Annotated in this window: 18 protein-coding genes and 1 pseudogene; 5 read left to right on the forward strand and 14 right to left on the reverse strand. The window is 48.1% G+C overall.

Annotated features, from left to right (window positions below; all coding sequences use genetic code 11):
- Positions 1-24 precede the first annotated feature (24 nt).
- A complete protein-coding gene (locus tag EL645_RS42685; protein WP_126551395.1) occupies positions 25-1074 on the forward strand; it encodes an MFS transporter in 1050 nt (349 codons plus the stop codon).
- A gap of 877 nt (positions 1075-1951) precedes the next feature.
- Here the strand turns inward: EL645_RS42685 and EL645_RS45075 are convergent.
- The 5 genes and pseudogenes from EL645_RS45075 to EL645_RS15725 all read right to left on the reverse strand — a co-directional run.
- Positions 1952-2953: pseudogene (locus EL645_RS45075) on the reverse strand (recombinase family protein); the annotation flags it as partial.
- A gap of 487 nt (positions 2954-3440) precedes the next feature.
- Positions 3441-3851 carry a hypothetical protein gene (locus EL645_RS15710; RefSeq protein WP_126551397.1) on the reverse strand — a complete coding sequence of 137 codons (411 nt, stop codon included), beginning with the start codon at positions 3849-3851 and terminating at the stop codon, positions 3441-3443.
- Positions 3852-3920: 69 nt separating this feature from the next.
- The gene (locus EL645_RS15715) at positions 3921-4175 is read right to left on the reverse strand and encodes a hypothetical protein (protein ID WP_126551398.1); all 255 of its coding nucleotides are present in this window, start codon (positions 4173-4175) and stop codon (positions 3921-3923) included.
- Between the two features lie 14 nt (positions 4176-4189).
- Positions 4190-4924 (reverse strand): hypothetical protein, encoded by a 735-nt coding sequence (locus tag EL645_RS15720; RefSeq protein WP_126551399.1) that lies wholly within the window; start codon positions 4922-4924, stop codon positions 4190-4192.
- A gap of 15 nt (positions 4925-4939) precedes the next feature.
- Entirely contained in the window at positions 4940-5152 is a 213-nt protein-coding gene (locus EL645_RS15725; RefSeq protein ID WP_126551400.1) for a hypothetical protein, read from the reverse strand.
- A gap of 314 nt (positions 5153-5466) precedes the next feature.
- Between EL645_RS15725 and EL645_RS15730 the strand changes: the two genes are divergently transcribed.
- Positions 5467-5652: a helix-turn-helix domain-containing protein gene (locus EL645_RS15730; protein WP_218031865.1), complete on the forward strand. Its 186-nt coding sequence runs from the start codon at positions 5467-5469 to the stop codon at positions 5650-5652.
- A gap of 258 nt (positions 5653-5910) precedes the next feature.
- Here the strand turns inward: EL645_RS15730 and EL645_RS15735 are convergent, their stop codons facing one another.
- Positions 5911-6210, reverse strand: coding sequence for a hypothetical protein (locus EL645_RS15735; protein ID WP_126551401.1), 300 nt, complete (start codon positions 6208-6210; stop codon positions 5911-5913).
- Positions 6203-6676, reverse strand: coding sequence for a hypothetical protein (locus tag EL645_RS15740; protein ID WP_126551402.1), 474 nt, complete (start codon positions 6674-6676; stop codon positions 6203-6205). Before EL645_RS15740 ends, EL645_RS15735 begins: the two co-directional genes overlap by 8 nt.
- A gap of 621 nt (positions 6677-7297) precedes the next feature.
- Here EL645_RS15740 and EL645_RS15745 point away from each other — a divergent pair.
- Positions 7298-7744, forward strand: coding sequence for a transposase (locus EL645_RS15745; protein ID WP_161977391.1), 447 nt, complete (start codon positions 7298-7300; stop codon positions 7742-7744).
- Here EL645_RS15745 and EL645_RS15750 read toward each other — a convergent pair.
- From EL645_RS15750 to EL645_RS44200, 6 genes are all read right to left on the reverse strand, one after another.
- Positions 7741-8496 (reverse strand): glucose 1-dehydrogenase, encoded by a 756-nt coding sequence (locus EL645_RS15750; protein ID WP_126551404.1) that lies wholly within the window; start codon positions 8494-8496, stop codon positions 7741-7743. The genes EL645_RS15745 and EL645_RS15750 overlap by 4 nt on opposite strands.
- A 169-nt stretch (positions 8497-8665) precedes the next feature.
- A complete protein-coding gene (locus EL645_RS15755) occupies positions 8666-9100 on the reverse strand; it encodes a PPC domain-containing DNA-binding protein (protein ID WP_126551405.1) in 435 nt (144 codons plus the stop codon).
- 177 nt (positions 9101-9277) lie between these two features.
- On the reverse strand, positions 9278-10153 hold the full coding sequence (locus tag EL645_RS15760; protein WP_126554218.1) for an alpha/beta fold hydrolase: 876 nt from the start codon (positions 10151-10153) through the stop codon (positions 9278-9280).
- A gap of 442 nt (positions 10154-10595) precedes the next feature.
- Positions 10596-10760 (reverse strand): hypothetical protein, encoded by a 165-nt coding sequence (locus tag EL645_RS39315; protein WP_161977392.1) that lies wholly within the window; start codon positions 10758-10760, stop codon positions 10596-10598.
- A gap of 155 nt (positions 10761-10915) precedes the next feature.
- A complete protein-coding gene (locus EL645_RS15765) occupies positions 10916-11914 on the reverse strand; it encodes a type IV secretory system conjugative DNA transfer family protein (RefSeq protein WP_126551406.1) in 999 nt (332 codons plus the stop codon).
- Complete coding sequence (locus EL645_RS44200) at positions 11911-12366, reverse strand: type IV secretory system conjugative DNA transfer family protein (protein WP_126551407.1); 456 nt, start codon at positions 12364-12366, stop codon at positions 11911-11913. Before EL645_RS44200 ends, EL645_RS15765 begins: the two co-directional genes overlap by 4 nt.
- 160 nt (positions 12367-12526) lie before the next feature.
- Here EL645_RS44200 and istA point away from each other — a divergent pair, with 160 nt between their 5' ends.
- Both istA and istB read left to right on the forward strand, forming a co-directional pair.
- Positions 12527-13777, forward strand: coding sequence for an IS21 family transposase (istA, locus tag EL645_RS15775; protein ID WP_126548761.1), 1251 nt, complete (start codon positions 12527-12529; stop codon positions 13775-13777).
- On the forward strand, positions 13774-14568 hold the full coding sequence (gene istB / locus EL645_RS15780) for an IS21-like element helper ATPase IstB (RefSeq protein WP_126548762.1): 795 nt from the start codon (positions 13774-13776) through the stop codon (positions 14566-14568). The genes istA and istB overlap by 4 nt, the downstream gene beginning before the upstream one ends.
- A gap of 438 nt (positions 14569-15006) precedes the next feature.
- On the opposite strand, the gene EL645_RS15785 is transcribed toward istB, so the two are convergent.
- Positions 15007-15618 (reverse strand): relaxase/mobilization nuclease domain-containing protein, encoded by a 612-nt coding sequence (locus EL645_RS15785; protein ID WP_126551408.1) that lies wholly within the window; start codon positions 15616-15618, stop codon positions 15007-15009.
- Positions 15619-15933: the final 315 nt, after the last annotated feature.

The following is a 15933-nucleotide window of genomic DNA, read 5'->3' on the forward strand; positions in this document are numbered from 1 at the left end:
TGTGATTGCTAATTAGGAGTTATAATGTCCTCGGTTTCTGATCCCTCGACTTCATCTGTTGCTGATGAGCAAACAAAACCGGCGCTCAAGGGCCTGCGAGAATTTTGGCACCTGCCTGGAAACATCTATCTTTTACTTCTTTTTACCACTGGTAAAGGATTTCAGCTGAGTATTGCTGCCTTAACTGTTAACTATTATGTCCATAGCCTGGGTTACGAGCCTGTTTTTATTGGTTTATTCAGTGCTATGTCGGCGATTGGCGCGATGATTGGGGCTGTGCCCGTGGGCATGCTGGCCGATCGTTGGGGACGCAAACCAGTCCTATTGTTAACCGCGTTTTTATCGCCGTTGACGCTGGCCTTACTGGCCCTGGCAACCTCGGCACCGTGGCTGATCGCCATCAATTTACTGCAAGGCCTGGTGTCGACGGCCTATTGGGTGACCAATCTGCCCTTATTGACTGAGAGTACCACTGAGAAGCAGCGCGTTGGTGTGCTGGCCTTAAATAGCTTCTTATTACTAGGTGTGGGATCGTTAGGAAATCTACTGGGTGGTTATATTCCAGAATTTGTTAGTGGCTTGCTACATGTTTCTGCTGCCAGTACGGTACCATTGCGCTGGGGCGTCTTTGCTGCCGCCTCCTTTACCTTTATCTTTGGTCTACCACTCTGGTTCTTACATGAGCCCAGGCATGCGCATAAGGCAGAGCCAGCCGCTAAAGTTGCTTCAGTTGAAGCGCTAGCACAGGCCTCTGCTCCCGTTGAAGTGGTAGCGCAGGCGGCTGTTCCCAAAGAGCGCCCGCTAGGTTTGTTCCTCAAATTACTAATTCCTGATCTTGTGTTTACCATGGGTGAGGGGGCTGTTGTCGCCCTTATTCAGGTCTACTTTGTGCTGCGTTTTAACTTGCTGCCAGGACCACTTGGTATTATCTTGACCACTGCGTATTTTTACTTGTCGGCGACAATCCATTCTCCTGTTCGTACTTTTTGTCTTCCTCAGTTCCGTATCTCTCCTTCACGGGGAACGAGGAATGCACGCCTTTTTTTCCCTTATCCCGATCTATATGCAATCTGATGGCTTGATGCTGGATACCGTCCCATGATCTATCAGGCAGTGCTTTACAGATATCCTTTGCTTCTGCTCGGGGATACATTTTGAACAAGATGGCCTTTTCTTCTTCTGACCACGGCGTCCTGTTTGATGCCAGCCGTTTAATATGGCCGGTATCCACGATATTCCCTACTACCTCCTTCCAGTATACCTCTACCTTTAGCCAGCTTGGAGCAACTTGACTGAGCACTACTTTCTGTACCAGTGCACCGACGAAACGCAATCGGAGATTAAAAGGTAGTTTATGCCATTGTGATGCTATGCCTGGAAGTAGTGAGTGTATCCGGTATAGTATGACCTCTTTGTCTTCTTCCTCTTCTTCGGGGGCCTCTAGTTCGCTTTTCCACTGCGCTATTTTTTCCTCTAAGCCTTGCATCTGCGTGGCGTACTCGATTTTCATTTGTTTCGTTTTCGGTATATCGGGATCATTGAGCGTTTCAAAAAGACTCTGCCAGCGTGCTTTTGCATCATTGATCTGTTTTTGTATGAGGTTTTTGTGGTGTTCTTGTGATAGCTGTCTATCTTCTAGGATTTCTTCTATCTTGTCTTCCCAGTCATCTAGTTTTTCTAATGCCTCAAGGCGTTCGAAGAACTTTTCAAGGAAGACGGTATCAAGTTGTTCTGTGTTTATACCATATCTATAGGTTGAAGATAAGCCTGTTTTCTCGTTGCTTTCGTAGTAGGTGCATCTTTTGCCATGATGCCAGCCACTAGAGGCATACATCGGCTTTTCCTGGTCATCAAATAATACCTTTTTTAGAATGCCTTGAGCTTCACCTGAGCGTATCACTCTTGCTGGTTTTTGTCTTTCTCCGTTTAAATCGTATGAGCTTAACTGCTTGTGTGCATAGGTGAACAGTACCTCATCTACAATCGGTTCATGGTTGTTTACTATCACGCCACCGCTAAATGGCAGCCACCAGCCAATATAGACGGGGTTGCAGAGGATGCCTTTAATCCCATCTACGCTGAATCTGTAATTGCCTGCGTAAGGGCCTTCTTGTATGAGAGATGTTCTTTTACTTCTGCCTGCCGCGAATTTGCTTATATTTTTCGGGTTTACCCAGTCTTCAAATTTGGGGAAGAGAAAAGGCATTTTCTCGGCTTCCCTGCCTAGAGCCCAGATATTGCCGTCCAATTTGAGAAAGCGGTCGTATAACCATCTGACGACTTCTGCGTGTGGCTCATAAATAATATATTTCTTTCTTTTTTCATCTGATCTATCAACAATATAACCAGGAACCAACCATCTGCCATCGTAGAACCCATTCTCGCTAGCAGCAGCCTTGCCCCCACCCATGACTAGCTTCATCCATTCAAGGTGGCGGGCTGACTCTTCTGCCTCAATCATAAATACCCGTTGGCAATAATCGTCCTGAAAATTGAAATCCATACGGAGGGTTGCGAGCCAAACATCGTTATCATGGCAAGCTTTCATAATTGTGCCGGGTTTGACTAACCACTTATCCCTGGTGAAGCGATTGACGTGAACTGCCGCTACCCAGCCGATGTGATCGCCATGCAGTAATTCCTTCCCTTCGATCAACCTCATCACGCGAGACAAACCAGGCATCTTATGGATATCCATTGTGCCACTCATGCCTTCATCATCAGCCACAATTTCGATATGGCCAGTACAACCTCTATTTCTAAAGTATTCTATAAATTTTTCGGTTTGCATTTCGAAGCTATGAATATTATTTTGTATTTGCGCTATAGTCGATTGCCGTACATAGATTGCCCCATTCTCATCTTTGGGAAACTCCATGTTATAAGCTGGTCTCTGACTTTTCTTTTTCTGTATGCTTCTGATCTTTTTTGCGCTGCTCTTTTTTTGCTGCATGCTCTAGCCTCCTTAGTTCGTCTGCGATGTCTTGTAGGACCTTATATAATATGAGTTTTTCTTCCTGTGACATCCGGCGCACTCCTTGCTATAGTGAAGCTGACCAATCTCAACGTCGAAATTATAGAATAAGTGCATGTTCAATATACATATAAGTTTTAATCTTAATACATAATCGTTTTTCATCTTATTTTCGCTTCTGAGGCGGGGTGATGACCTTAATGCATAGGGATTATGTATTTCTCGTTTCTGCTGTCGTGCTTCATTCTCCTCTCCGAAATTCGTTTGCTGGCTCGTAGTTTCCGTCCTGGCGAGGTTGTACGGCGGCTCCCACCATTTTTTGCCTTCAGAGGATTTCGGGCAAGCGTCGTACATCATATGCGGCAGGTCCTACGGAAAGGTGGGGTCCCCTTTGGGGTGCCTTGTAGTGGGTGCCGCATATGATACACTGCTTGCAACCGAAATTAGCGAAGGCAAAAAAGAAAATTTATGCATGAGCTGTTTCTTTTCTTTCAAAATTGAAGAGCTTGACCAATAACGCCAGCCCTCCAATCAACAGGGTTACTCCTGAAGGATTCAGCGTGGTTTGTTGTGTGATTATGGTGGTTGACGCCAACGTCACAGTGGTTGTAGTTATCGTGATAATGGGGAAGAGAGAGAGCAGCAAGGCAATACAGGTCAAGAAGAGACACCAGCCAAGCAGCGTAACAACTTTTCTCGGAAGCGGGAAGAGGGCGGTGGCGCATGGCCTTCCTGGGTCACCTCCTCCATGATACCCTCCTTCGCCTAGTATGTACACGTGGACAATACGTCCTTGATCCTCTTCTGTAGTGTGTGGTGGCCGCTCATCAACGTGCCTTAAGACTTCCTCTATCTGTTTCCTTAAATGATCATCCATGTTCTGTTTCCTTTCCTCGTGAAGGGAGGGAGATGGCAGACGTCCACGCTACCATCTCCCTCATTGGCCTTACTCCTCTGCTGGAGAATCTGCCACCTCACACACCATAAAGTCTGTGATACTGCCATTGTGAAGCAACTGGGTTATAACCGTTTCCGGAACAATCCCCCGCCAGGCGAGCAGAATGAAGCCCTGGCCGAGCTTGCTGCTCATACCGTGGGCCAACACCTCTGCTATGTCTTCCTTGCCCTGTAATTGCTCCTGTATTGCCCGTACGAGGTGCATGGTATCCCGCCAGGGGCAGAGAATGAATAGATCTTGCATGGTTCTCTCTCTTCCTATTTCACTGGTAGGAACTGCTCGCCATCGTTGAGATAGGTGAAATCCTGAGTGGAGGTCGCCACAATCATGTCGAGCTTACCGTCGTGGTTGATATCCTTGAACTCCAGAGTCACGGGAATGCGATCAGTATTGGTACCTGATAACGTCGGTCCATCGTAGATCTTTGCCTTGCTGGAGTCTTGCCCCGGAAGTTCAATGACTCTGATATGGCTATGCAGGTTCATGGCGATGAAATGGGAGGGAAGGATAGAACTATCATGATGTCCTACCACTTCATCCACCTGATAGGTACGAGGGGTGCCATAATGAAGGTCATCCTGATAGTTTTCATAGGCGGTATGGACGGCGCTTCCAGCATAGACAAGGGCAATGGTTACCAGCGCCGCTCCACCCGCCACAACAGACCAATGAACGTGGGCAAGCAATGGCTTCTTTTGTGTGGCTGCTGATTTCTCAGACTTGCGGAGATCATGTACAATCACCTTCGTCTTTGTGCTATCATAACGCCGGGTGGTGTTTGGTGTCCGCGTTCCGTATTGTGTTTTATCGTTGGTAGGAGATGCGGCAACAATGCGCCGATTCTCGGTCAGAGCAAGTGTATCTTCAGGATGGATACCAACAGAATAGCCTGCTGTTGGGAGCAGTTTATGCTCCTGGGTTGCGATCCTGCTAGCACGCGCTGGGATAACACTTGTCGGGGGAGTCTGTCTTTTGGTATATTGAGTGCTCATGTTATCACCTCCTTGTTACACAGTTTTGCCACGAACAATATTGGTCGCTTCTTGTGCTGTGACTTCACCATCGTTGTATGCCTGCTGTATATGGCTGATAGCCTCAGGGTTTTCATGACAGGCACAGGTGTTGTCATAACAGAAAGGGTGTTCCTGGGTATGTTCCTTGTTATCTACCGGAATAACTGGAATAAAATTATCGCCATAGGTATGTGTGTAATTTGGCATAAGGACATAGCCTTCCTTGACTCGTAGGTTCCCCTCATGCCAAAATAAGCATAGGGAACCCTTGGACATTAACATGCACGTTAGGTTTTTGTGGTTTCTGATTTCAGCCCTCTGTACTGCGAATACAGGGGGCAATCTTTTTCCTCCATTCTTGATGACTTCAAATCCTCTGTAACCTATAGAGAAGTATATACGATACTAGAGGAGAATTTCAAGCCTAAAAACTACTAGAAGCCCGTAGGGAGGATTTGTTGACGCAAGAAGAGAACGAGCTTATAATGAAGCGATACTAATGGAAGCAAGGAGAGTGGCTAATGCAAGATGAGATGCTCACCGCAAAAGAAGTCAGCCAAATAATGAAAGTCAACATTAAAACCGTTAGAGAATGGGTCGCTAGCGGCGATTTGAAAGCTATCTGGATAGGTAAAAGGGAATATCGCATTAGCAGGCAGGATTTAAATGCTTTTATTGAGAAAAGAAAGCAGCCTCCTGAGAATTAGAGGTACTATATAGAGATGCTTGGCGTCTATTATGTATTTGAAGTTGACTTATTAAATTAATTGCGATATGTATATATATTTTTTTCCCTTAACTATAATGATCCATGCGATCCTATAAAAATTCGCCGTGTGCTGGTAGGTGTCCAGGTTGTATCTCCGCTTCGCTTTGATTCCCACTTAGACACCCTACTGCGCTCACGGGATCTTTTTTTTGAGCCTGCTAGACTTGAAAAAATGGCAGACAGGCCATTTTTTCAATTACCGTCCAAAATCAGAGTCTTGCTCTCTCGCTGGCGTTTCTGGTTCACTTTTGCCTTGCTCAAACGGTGAGATCGTTGGGCCTTCCAGTAACTTGCTATCGATGTCAATATCAAGCGGCCATTGACCTTCCCCAATCAGCCCTCTCTGTATAAGCTCATCTATATAATCATAGGGTAATGCTAAATCTTGCGAATGAATTGATGGTAGATTGAGATCTTGAGGCTCAACGATTTCTGACAAGGGCATGTTGGCGAGCTCTTCAAGGTTGGTGATCTCAATGGAGGAGTCATTATTCATCGTCTTCCTTCATCTTTGACATTAGTTCCCTGTGAACTTTTGCCTTTGCGTCTTCAAAGGCAGATGTGGCGAATTCTGCGTCGTATGCTTTTGCAAGAAGTGTATAGGTGAGTCTTCGCCCAATGCCTGCATTTCTGATAATATGAACAGAGAGCGCCGCTATACGGTTAAACCCTTTATTCAGATGCTTGCGCAGCGCCTCCATGGCCTCTTCTCTATCATCGCGTAGATCTTTTCTCTGTTCGGCTAGGGCCTGGCGAACTTCTTTACGCACGATTTCTTGCAGGACTGGTAACGATTGTTGTTCAATGATTTCGCCTTGTTCTCTGGCTCGTTCCTGGCGTATCAATTCAGCAACAACACTATTCATTCCCGATTTGTTATTCTGCTTGGCTTTTTCAGCCAAATATTCTTTGAGATCCTTGGGTATCCAGACATTTAGCTGTACTGATTGTTCTTCAGGCACTCTTTACCCCTTCCCAATGCCTTATGAAAGCACATCTATATTTGATATGTATACTCCGATTCTTTACATATAAATTATAGATTGTCATGCCGCTTATCAAGCAGCATGACAGGTAACGTACAAGTCAATTATGTATGTTGGGGGCTCCTTTATCTTGCGCTACCCGCACGCATGCGCGGTGCCCCAACGCGGCAGTGATATCCCAACTTGATCTTTAGTGAGCAGTTGTGGCGAATCGGCTTCGCTAATCTTCTCCAGTTGTGTGGCTATCCCGCAAACCGCTGTAAGTGTAGAAGCCGAAGCCGAGCAGCTGAACCTGTACATTATGCAGGATACAGGGAATTCGGGTCGGTCTCGCGGCTCAGCAGTGTCTTTTCGTAGTAAGGCTGGAATGCCTTCTGAACATGTTCAGCCTCATTTGTGAAGTCTAATACCTTATCACTCTTTGGCTTCCAGGGGCAGATAGTGTCTCCATTGCTTATCGCTTAACAGCGTGCGCATCTACCTATATTTTTCTCTTCGATCAACTTGCATCATGCCCAGAGTATACGCTCTCCTCTGATAATTTGTCCAGTTATTTCCGTGACTTCCCTTAGGAACGTACGCAGAGGAAGTATACTGTTGCAAAGTATCCCTTCGATCAAAGCGACTGCCGCCACCATTATTGCCGAGATCGGAATCAACATGTTGCGCTTCCCTTCTGCCAAGCATCTCGCCTCCTGGGCAGGCGTTGCCCCCGGCAACAAACAGAGTGCAGGGAAACGTTTGGGGAACAAGATCACCAAAGGGAATCTCTATCTCCACGCGGGGTTGGCCGAGGTGGTCTGGAGTCTTACTCGCGCCAAGGTCTATCTGGCGGCACAATATCATCTGTTTGCCCGACAGAAAAAAACGACGAGCCGTGATGGCCGTCGCCAACATCATTCCGACGATCATCTATCATGTATTGAAAGAAATGCCCTCAAAAGTGAGTCAGACCCCAATGACCAGACCACTCATAAAGGGGTAATCATTCAAATTCCTTGGGGTCTGACACATTTTCTCTTATGGAGCACTATGTGGGATTAGATTGTATTCACCAGTAACCCTCCGTCCGCAACCAACTCCGTTCCTACGACAAACGATGAATCCATCGTGGCCAGAAACAGCGCAACCTTCGCTATTTCTTCAGGATTGCCAAAGCGCTTGAGCAGTAAACGCTGCTCCAATTGCTGCGTAAATCCTTGAATTTCTTGCGAAGATGCCCCCAGTTTGTCAAAAAACGGTGTGGTTATCGGTCCAATTGTGATGGCATTGACGCGAATCTTGCGATCGCTCAACTCGGAAGATAGAGTTCTGGCCAATGAATGGATTGCGGCTTTAGTGGCCGAATACACGGAAACACCTGGGTAACCAACGTGTCCATTTACCGAACCATTAAGAATGATCGAGGCTCCCTCATTCAGAAAGGGCAGTGCTTTCTGAATAGTGAAGAAAACACCCTTCACATTGACATCCATACTCCTATCAAAAGACTCTTCCGTCACCTGTTCGATTGGCTCCATCCGAGCGATACCTGCATTCGCGAAAAGGACATCCAACTTGCCAAAGGTCGCCTGTGTGGTCGTGATGGCATGCTCAATATCACTGATCCTGGTAACATCTGCAGAGATAGCTAGGGTACGCTCCCCCAGTTCTGCCCTCACCCGCTCAAGGGCTTCTTTGTCACGACCGGTAATAGCAACCATTGCCCCCTGGGCATGAAACTCTTTTGCCGTAGCCAGGCCAATACCGCTATTACCACCAGTAATCAGGGCAACTTTCCCTTCTAAACGATTCATGTTGTTCTCTCCTCTGGAAGGATTCATTCTGATCGTGTTCCGGTTCATCTAGCCCGAAATCGATGTAAAAGCTGTAATATAACACTGATCATCAAATCTCGTTTCATGATGCAAGTTACCTGCAAATGAGCCATCTCTGTGCACCATACCGCGTTTTTGGAACTGAGCACTAGAGTGCGATAAGGGCTAATCCGGATTCTGGATCGTGACGGCGATACCAATGTGCCGGCGACTCTTCGAGGATAAACTCCAAAGTTGGCCTTACATGAGCCTCCATGATATGACCACCATGTGCCAGGCCATTAGAGTCGCCAACAACAACGTGGGCATGGATCTGAGGCGTACCATCTTCCTTCAAGGCAATGTCACCTGTGAGGGCAAGCACCTCGACCTGCTCTTGGAGGGAGATCTTCTTATATGACTTCTTTTCAGGCTCGAAATAACCCAGTATCGCATCGCTGAAACCACCGATGGCGGTAAAGTGAGCAGCAGCCAGGCCATTTTGCGTAGCAAATTGGAGTAAGGTTGCTATGAACTCATCACCCTGGTCGAAGACAAGAACATAGGCCTTCCCTCCCTGATCATTCAGTAATTTGGTTTTCATAGGTTTCTCCTCAATGACGTAGCTACATAAAAGTGCTTTTCATAACGTAAGATCTGCTTTCGCATCTCCCTTCCCATCTGAACTGTCCCACCTTCTCTGAGACGACCAGCAGAAAGTATGATGAAAGCCCTTTGCCTATTCGTCGTCATTTTCGCAAGGCTCCTGACGTTTCCTCAATCAACCCTGAGAGAAGAAGAGCCGAAGTGCATTGTAGGTTTCTTCAGGAGCTTCTTCTGCAAGAAAATGTCCTGATGGGATACCATATCCCTGGACTATTTCTGCACGTTTGCGCCAGATTGCCAGGATATCATAGTGGCGTCCAATAAAGCCGTTTGCTCCCCACAAGACGAGCAACGGGCAATGAACTTTTTGCTGCAAATCCGCTTCATCATGCAGTAAATCAATGCTGACGGAGGCACGATAGTCCTCACATATGCCGTGGATAGTTGCCGGATCGCTGAAGCAGCGCACATACTCGGCCATAGCTTCAGGTGTAAATACGGAGATGTCCCTGGACAAACCCTTCATTGTGCTGTGGAGAAAATATTCCGCCTGCCCCGCAATCAAACGCTCAGGAAGGTCAGCGGGCTGGATGAGGAAGAACCAATGATAAAGGGCAGTTGCAAATTCTTTATCAGTGGTTGCATATGTTTCGTATGTGGGTACCATATCTAGAATGGCGGCTTTTTTGATGCGCTTCCCATGATCGAGGAGCATACGATGAAGTACACGTGCTCCTCGATCATGTCCAATCGCGTAGAACGATTCGTAGCCAAGTTGGCTCATCACTTCTATCATATCCTGAGCCATCACGCGTTTTGAGTAATTCGAGTGATCTGGTTTCTCTTTGGGTTTGGAGCTATCACCATATCCACGCAGATCAGCAAGGATAACTGTAAATGATTCGGCGAAACGAGGCGCGATTCTATGCCACATGACATGCGTCTGAGGATACCCATGCAACAATAAAAGAGGTTCACCTGATCCTCCTTTCGCCACATGAATACTTGCTCCATTCGTCTTGATCTGCCGAACAGTAAATGTTTCCAACATATTCTGCACCTGTTCTCTCTTTTGTTGGACGGGCATTAAAGTAATAGTTTTATCACTGACATCTGTGGATACAAAAGGTTTTCTGTTGCAACGAGTGGATAAAGTCACTCTATTATTCAGCTTTACGCTGTTGTCTTCTCCCCGCGATTTGTATTTTATGATAGCAATGCAAGCCCTTCCCATGAACGTCAACAAACCGATGACTAACCAATCTGCTCGACAAGGTGCTAACCATCGTCTGTTTCAGTTGTGCATGCAGCCAGATACATTTATAACAAACGGATGATCTGTTTGTAGTACGTTATCTATAAACGTAGTCGCGGCTTGAGGATCGAATCATTCCGATTGGGCCTTATGCCCTTGCTTTAAATGTGTTCTCAACAAGTAGAACTAATATAGTTCTACTATTGATGTTCTGCTCAGTGGTAAAAAAAAGCTTTTACTATGCAGGATTCTCTGGAATGGTTAGAAAGCAGTCAACGAGATTAGCGATTTTACCAGTTGCTGCATCTAGCGCGAAGTGACCACCATCAACTATCTGTATTTTCGCCTGAGGTCCATCTTTGAGAAATGCTTCGGTTTCAGAGGAGTCGAACGAAAGTTTCATTATGCAAACGTGCTACTCTACCGGGATCCATTGAGAAAGATTGTTTCGGCCCGGCGATCTACACGAACCCTCCTATCTGGTTCGCTATAATGGCAATACCGTTGAGATAAAGGGTTCATTCAGGGTGGTAATGATACGCCATACGGTGATCCTCCTTAGTCTGGTGAAAAGAATTGTTCGTAATCCTGTTTAGTGGATGGAGGAGTCTTCGGTTTAGGTGGTGTATGAGATGGTTGTCTTGGTGTCCTTTGTGGTGCTGGTAATCCCATAGCAGGTGGTGGCATTCGTGGTTCTGGTGTCACGGTCACACGCGCAGCAGGTGGTGTAAAACCTGCATGGATTGCTGTAAGCAAATGTTTATCTTGGTAGTACGGTTTGTTCTGTACCAGCAGCGGATGGTATCCATTGACACACACGAGGAGCGTTCCGTCCTGCATCGTCATAAGCTCATCAGCGGTCATGAGGTCGCGGTGTGTTTCTCCCTGAGTGAAGGTTTGTGCCGAAGAAGACAGCCATCTGGAGTCTCCTCTGTTACTGTGGCTGATCGTCTGGACCGTTGTTTTCCCTAATTTCTCGCTGTAATAGCGCGTCTCCTGTAACCCACATCCAGGAAAAACGATGTGGGTCATGCAGTTCGCCAGGATAGTGTCGCGCCCGTTATCTCCGTAGATTTGGCGCAATTGCCCAAAGTCCTGTACGGCGAGGATAAAAGCAATGCCACGGCTGCGCACTGTGCTAATGTACTTGGTAAACCTTGGAATGATCCCGGCGTTGCAAAACTCGTCCAGGTAAAAGACAAAGTCGCGTGGAAGTTTTCGGTTCTTGCTGTGCGTCGCCCGCCGAACCATAGCGCTCATCATCTGCATGATAAAGCATGCAGAGAGCGGTTCGAGTCGTTGTGCTTCATCCTCTGGAATAGACAAAAACAGGGCAGTTGGTTCGTCTACCATACATGTAAAATCGAAATCATCGGATCTGGTAATCTCCTGTATCGTAGGGTTTTTGAAGCGAAAAAAGCGGGTCGACATCTCGACCATAATACTGCCTGCCAACCGTTCATTTTTTTGCAGATTTTCGAAAAAAGCCTTTGCCACATCTTTGGCAATAGTGGATGGGCTGCGCTGAAACAGCGTTTGAATCTCATCAAACTTCATACTGCAAAGAATGTCAAACAGGCGGCTAAAGGGGCCTTGGGTTCTGCGACGCGGAGATGTAAGACAGCTGATGCAACCAACAGCTTTGGTGCAGAGTTCCAAAATTCCTCTCGACTGGTGCCGGTGTTGTCAATCAAGCAATGTGCAAGTGCTTCAGCATCATCCATAGTAGACACATGAGCCAATGGATTGTAGCGATGGCTCCTAGTTGGCTCTGTTGGTGCAAACACCATGCAGTGATGATAGAGCGAGAGATGTCCAGCTGTAAGCTCAACAAGTTCACCTTTCGTATCATTGATAAACAGGCTGCGGCTGCCAAACTCTCGCAGCAATGCTGGAATGATGATGCGGGAGGTTTTGCCTTTTCCTGTGGGTGCCAGGACAAGGACATGCGATTCTTGAAACTGCTCATCCAGGGCGATCAGCTTCTTCTGGTAGAAGCCAAGATGCATTTTCGATGGGGGGAGATGACCAGTTGTAAGAGCCGTGCTGACGTGCCGAAGCTCTTTTTATTAAGGACGGTGTATACTCGAGCCGGTGAAGAATTGACCGACCCCCAAGAAGGCGGTAGACTGAGGATATAAACACAACAATATTCTCAGGAGACCGACCATGCTTAGGAGTCAGACAGTGCTAACAATACACGATCTTTACACACAGGGGAAGAATGTACAGGAAATTGCTCAGGAGTTGGAGATCTCACGCACAACGGTACGCAAATACTTGAAACATCCCGAGGCGGTGATCCCGAAACCGCGTCCGGTGCGTCCCTCCAAGCTTGATCCATTTAAAGAACAGATCAAGAAGTGGGTCATGGAAGACCATTGCACCAATTGCGAGGTGATCTTCGAGCGGTTACAGAAGATGGGCTACACCGGCAGGATCAGTATCCTCAAGGAATACGTGCAGCCGCTGCGGGCTGCAGTGGCTGGCCACGCGCCCGTACAACGATACGAAACCAATCCAGGAGAGCAGGTTCAATTCGATTGGGGCGAGTTTGTATACGAGCATGAGGGTCAGATGCGTAAATTTTATGGATTTACGGCTATCCTTGGCTATTCACGCATGCGCTTTGTGACCTTTGTGAAGCGTTGCGACACACCCACGCTCATCCGCTGCTTAATGGAGGCATTTGAGTACTTTGGTGGCTTAACGAAGGTTGCGCTGACGGATCGCATGAAGAGCGTCCTCTTAGAAATGGAGGAGAACAAGCCGCGGTGGAATCCCCGCTTTGCCGATTTCATGGTTTCCATTGGAGTTGGCGCACGCGTCTGCAAGCCGTACACACCACAAACGAAGGGCAAAGTCGAGCGTACAGTCAGCCATGTCAAGAAGAGTTTATGGGGTGGGGTCACCTTTACCGATCTGGATGATCTCAATCGCCAGGCGCATGCGTGGTGCGAGCGTATCAACTCCCGTGTGCATCGCACGACCCATGCACGGCCCGTGGATCGCCTTGCCGAAGAGAAGCTGCTGCCCTTGCCCCAAGACTTTGCTTGGGAACGCTTCGCCACCGAAGAGCGCAAAGTCACCTGGGATGGCTACGTCTCCTACGATGGCGTGCTGTATGGGCTGCCAGGGACGCTGCAACTGGCAGGCAAACAGGTCCAGGTACGTGAGCGCAAGGGCTTGCTCACCGTCTGGTCGGCTGGCACTCAGGTGTTTGCTATCGAGAAGCGACCGCGCTCGCAAGAGAGCGTGCCGCACGCGGACCAGTGGAAGACCGTCGCCTCCGTCTCAGCTACCCGCCGTGCGCCCACGCCCTTAGGCCATTTGCAGCCTGCCCCGGACGTCGAAAGCCGTCCCCTCCAGGAGTATGATCAGTATTGTGGAGTCGTGACCATGCAGGAGGTGGTCGCATGAAGAAAGGAGTATACAAACAACTGAACTTAACGCACTTGGAAGCAGCACTGCCACACGTCCTAAATGCGGCCCGGCACGAGCAGTGGACCTATGAGATGTTGCTGGAACGAGCTCTGGCTGCGGAGTTAGATGGACGTGAGCAGAAGGCCATCGCTCGGCGGCTCAAAGCGGCGCGCATTCCTGGAAAAAAGACCTTGGATGGGTTCGATTTCTCCTTTCAGCCGACCCTTTCCGAACGGCGACTGCGGGAACTGGCGGATCTCTCGTTTGTGCGAACCTGTACCAATGTAGTCTTCCTCGGCCCTCCGGGGACAGGCAAAACACACTTGAGCTTGGCGTTGGCGGATCGAGCGCTCGCAGCAGGGCATTCCGTGTTGTTTACGACCCTGGCTGAGCTCGCACAGGCCCTGGAAAGTGCATCGCATCCTGGCCTCATGCGGCAGCGTCTGCGGCGCTATATCGCGCCCAGTCTGCTGGTCATCGACGAAGTCGGCTACACCAAGCTGTCACAGGAGCAGGCGCACCACTTCTTTGAGTTGGTGACGGCACGCTATGAGCATGGCTCGATCATCCTGACCTCCAACACGAGCTTTGCTCAATGGGGCGCTCTCCTGGGGGATGAAGTGCTTGCCACAGCACTGCTCGACAGGCTGCTTCACCATGCTGAGGTTATCCCCATTAATGGGCGCAGTTATCGCATGAAGGAGCGTCAGACCGAGCGTACGAGCCTCTCAGCCTCACCGGAAGTGGCTCTCAGCGCCACCGGCGGCAAATCTACCGGCGTTCGGTAAGCGGCGTTTGTGCGCCGGCGTTGGGATCACTTGATTCTGGCGCAGTTTGGTCGGCATTTGTTCGCCGGCGCTCATGGAATGTTGTTCTTTGGAGTTCGTTTCACTAGGGCGGCCAATTCTCAATCGGCTCGTGATTACACCGGCCTTGACATTTTCGTGGGTTGGTCGCCAAGGTCCCGTAACTTCTGAGTTCCTCTCGTGTGGCAAAATGAGCAGAACCGTGGACCGTGGTGGGGATGTTTCTTCGATACATCAGAACAAGGAGGCAGCCTCCTAATGCAAGCATGACACCAAATGAGATATAGATAAACTGGGTCGATTGGGAAGGGCTGAATGGGTGAGAGAGCATCGGAAGAATGGCTATTTTGATTTCCACAATGAGCCATATGATCAGAAGAAGAAGGACAAGCCAGGCCAATCGTTTGCGTATTCGATTATTCATCGGTCAATATCCTCCAAGGAAGGATGAAATGGGTCACGCTCCGGTTGTGGCGTTTCGACAAGACGATCTACATCACGTTCTATATCCTCTAACATTTGAAATTGTTCTTTTAGCAATTCATAAAAGTGGTAATCACTATGCTCACGGCCTGCTTCGCGCAGAACATCATAATCTTTGGTATAGAGTTTTACTGGTTCTTCACGGCTTGTCTCTTGGTTCTGTCCGGCTCCGGCAATAACGACATGGACGTGTGGATGTTCGGTATTGCTATGGTAGACAGCATACCAGTAAAGTTCCCGGCCCTGAGCCCCTTCTAAATCGTGCATGATATCTCGTGTCCATTCGCGCCAGTCGTTCACGTGTTCGTTTTCGCCTGGGGAAAGGACCACCTTATGGTAATTAACACTGGTGCTGGTGTGCTGCATCACGTCATCAACGGCGTCGCGGCGGTTAACCACATTTAGGTCTTTATTAAAGATGCGGCGATCATCGCGACTCTCAAGAGATCCTTCACGACTCCGATGCTCAATGTATTTAAAATGAGCGGTAAGTCGCGTTCTAGCGGCCTCCCGATTGCCACGCACATAGCCACTTCCTTTGGCGATCATAGCGTATGGAAGCCTTCCTTTCTTCTATCAATGCGGGATAATATAGATTCTTTGGTGGTTATCCTTTGAAGACCCTTTATACGGTTTACATCTTTGGAATGCATAGACAAATGAGAAGAGTGCCTATAACTAAATACGTCTGATCTGCTCGTTGGTTTCCAGATTCAGCACAAATTTTCTTGTTTGCCCAACAATTGACTAGATTGTTGGGCTCTCTGATCGTTCTAGGGCTTATTCCCAAGAACAAGATTGACTCTTAATTGGATGGCTGGGGCATAGTAAACTAAGCAGCTGAAAAGCTTTCTAGAATAGAGC

The organism is Dictyobacter kobayashii, assembly GCF_003967555.1.
Lineage (GTDB): Bacteria > Chloroflexota > Ktedonobacteria > Ktedonobacterales > Ktedonobacteraceae > Dictyobacter > Dictyobacter kobayashii.

Coding starts and splice junctions, on each gene's coding strand:
- EL645_RS15735 (WP_126551401.1), bottom strand. CDS start 6,210: ATGAATAATGACTCCTCCATTGAGATCACCAACCTTGAAGAGCTCGCC.
- EL645_RS15755 (WP_126551405.1), bottom strand. CDS start 9,100: ATGAAAACCAAATTACTGAATGATCAGGGAGGGAAGGCCTATGTTCTT.
- EL645_RS39315 (WP_161977392.1), bottom strand. CDS start 10,760: ATGAAACTTTCGTTCGACTCCTCTGAAACCGAAGCATTTCTCAAAGAT.
- istB (WP_126548762.1), top strand. CDS start 13,774: ATGAAGAAAGGAGTATACAAACAACTGAACTTAACGCACTTGGAAGCA.
- EL645_RS15720 (WP_126551399.1), bottom strand. CDS start 4,924: ATGAGCACTCAATATACCAAAAGACAGACTCCCCCGACAAGTGTTATC.
- EL645_RS15785 (WP_126551408.1), bottom strand. CDS start 15,618: ATGATCGCCAAAGGAAGTGGCTATGTGCGTGGCAATCGGGAGGCCGCT.
- EL645_RS15765 (WP_126551406.1), bottom strand. CDS start 11,914: ATGAAGTTTGATGAGATTCAAACGCTGTTTCAGCGCAGCCCATCCACT.
- EL645_RS15760 (WP_126554218.1), bottom strand. CDS start 10,153: ATGTTGGAAACATTTACTGTTCGGCAGATCAAGACGAATGGAGCAAGT.
- istA (WP_126548761.1), top strand. CDS start 12,527: ATGCTTAGGAGTCAGACAGTGCTAACAATACACGATCTTTACACACAG.
- EL645_RS42685 (WP_126551395.1), top strand. CDS start 25: ATGTCCTCGGTTTCTGATCCCTCGACTTCATCTGTTGCTGATGAGCAA.
- EL645_RS15715 (WP_126551398.1), bottom strand. CDS start 4,175: ATGCAAGATCTATTCATTCTCTGCCCCTGGCGGGATACCATGCACCTC.
- EL645_RS15725 (WP_126551400.1), bottom strand. CDS start 5,152: ATGCCAAATTACACACATACCTATGGCGATAATTTTATTCCAGTTATT.
- EL645_RS15710 (WP_126551397.1), bottom strand. CDS start 3,851: ATGGATGATCATTTAAGGAAACAGATAGAGGAAGTCTTAAGGCACGTT.
- EL645_RS15750 (WP_126551404.1), bottom strand. CDS start 8,496: ATGAATCGTTTAGAAGGGAAAGTTGCCCTGATTACTGGTGGTAATAGC.
- EL645_RS44200 (WP_126551407.1), bottom strand. CDS start 12,366: ATGCATCTTGGCTTCTACCAGAAGAAGCTGATCGCCCTGGATGAGCAG.
- EL645_RS15730 (WP_218031865.1), top strand. CDS start 5,467: ATGCAAGATGAGATGCTCACCGCAAAAGAAGTCAGCCAAATAATGAAA.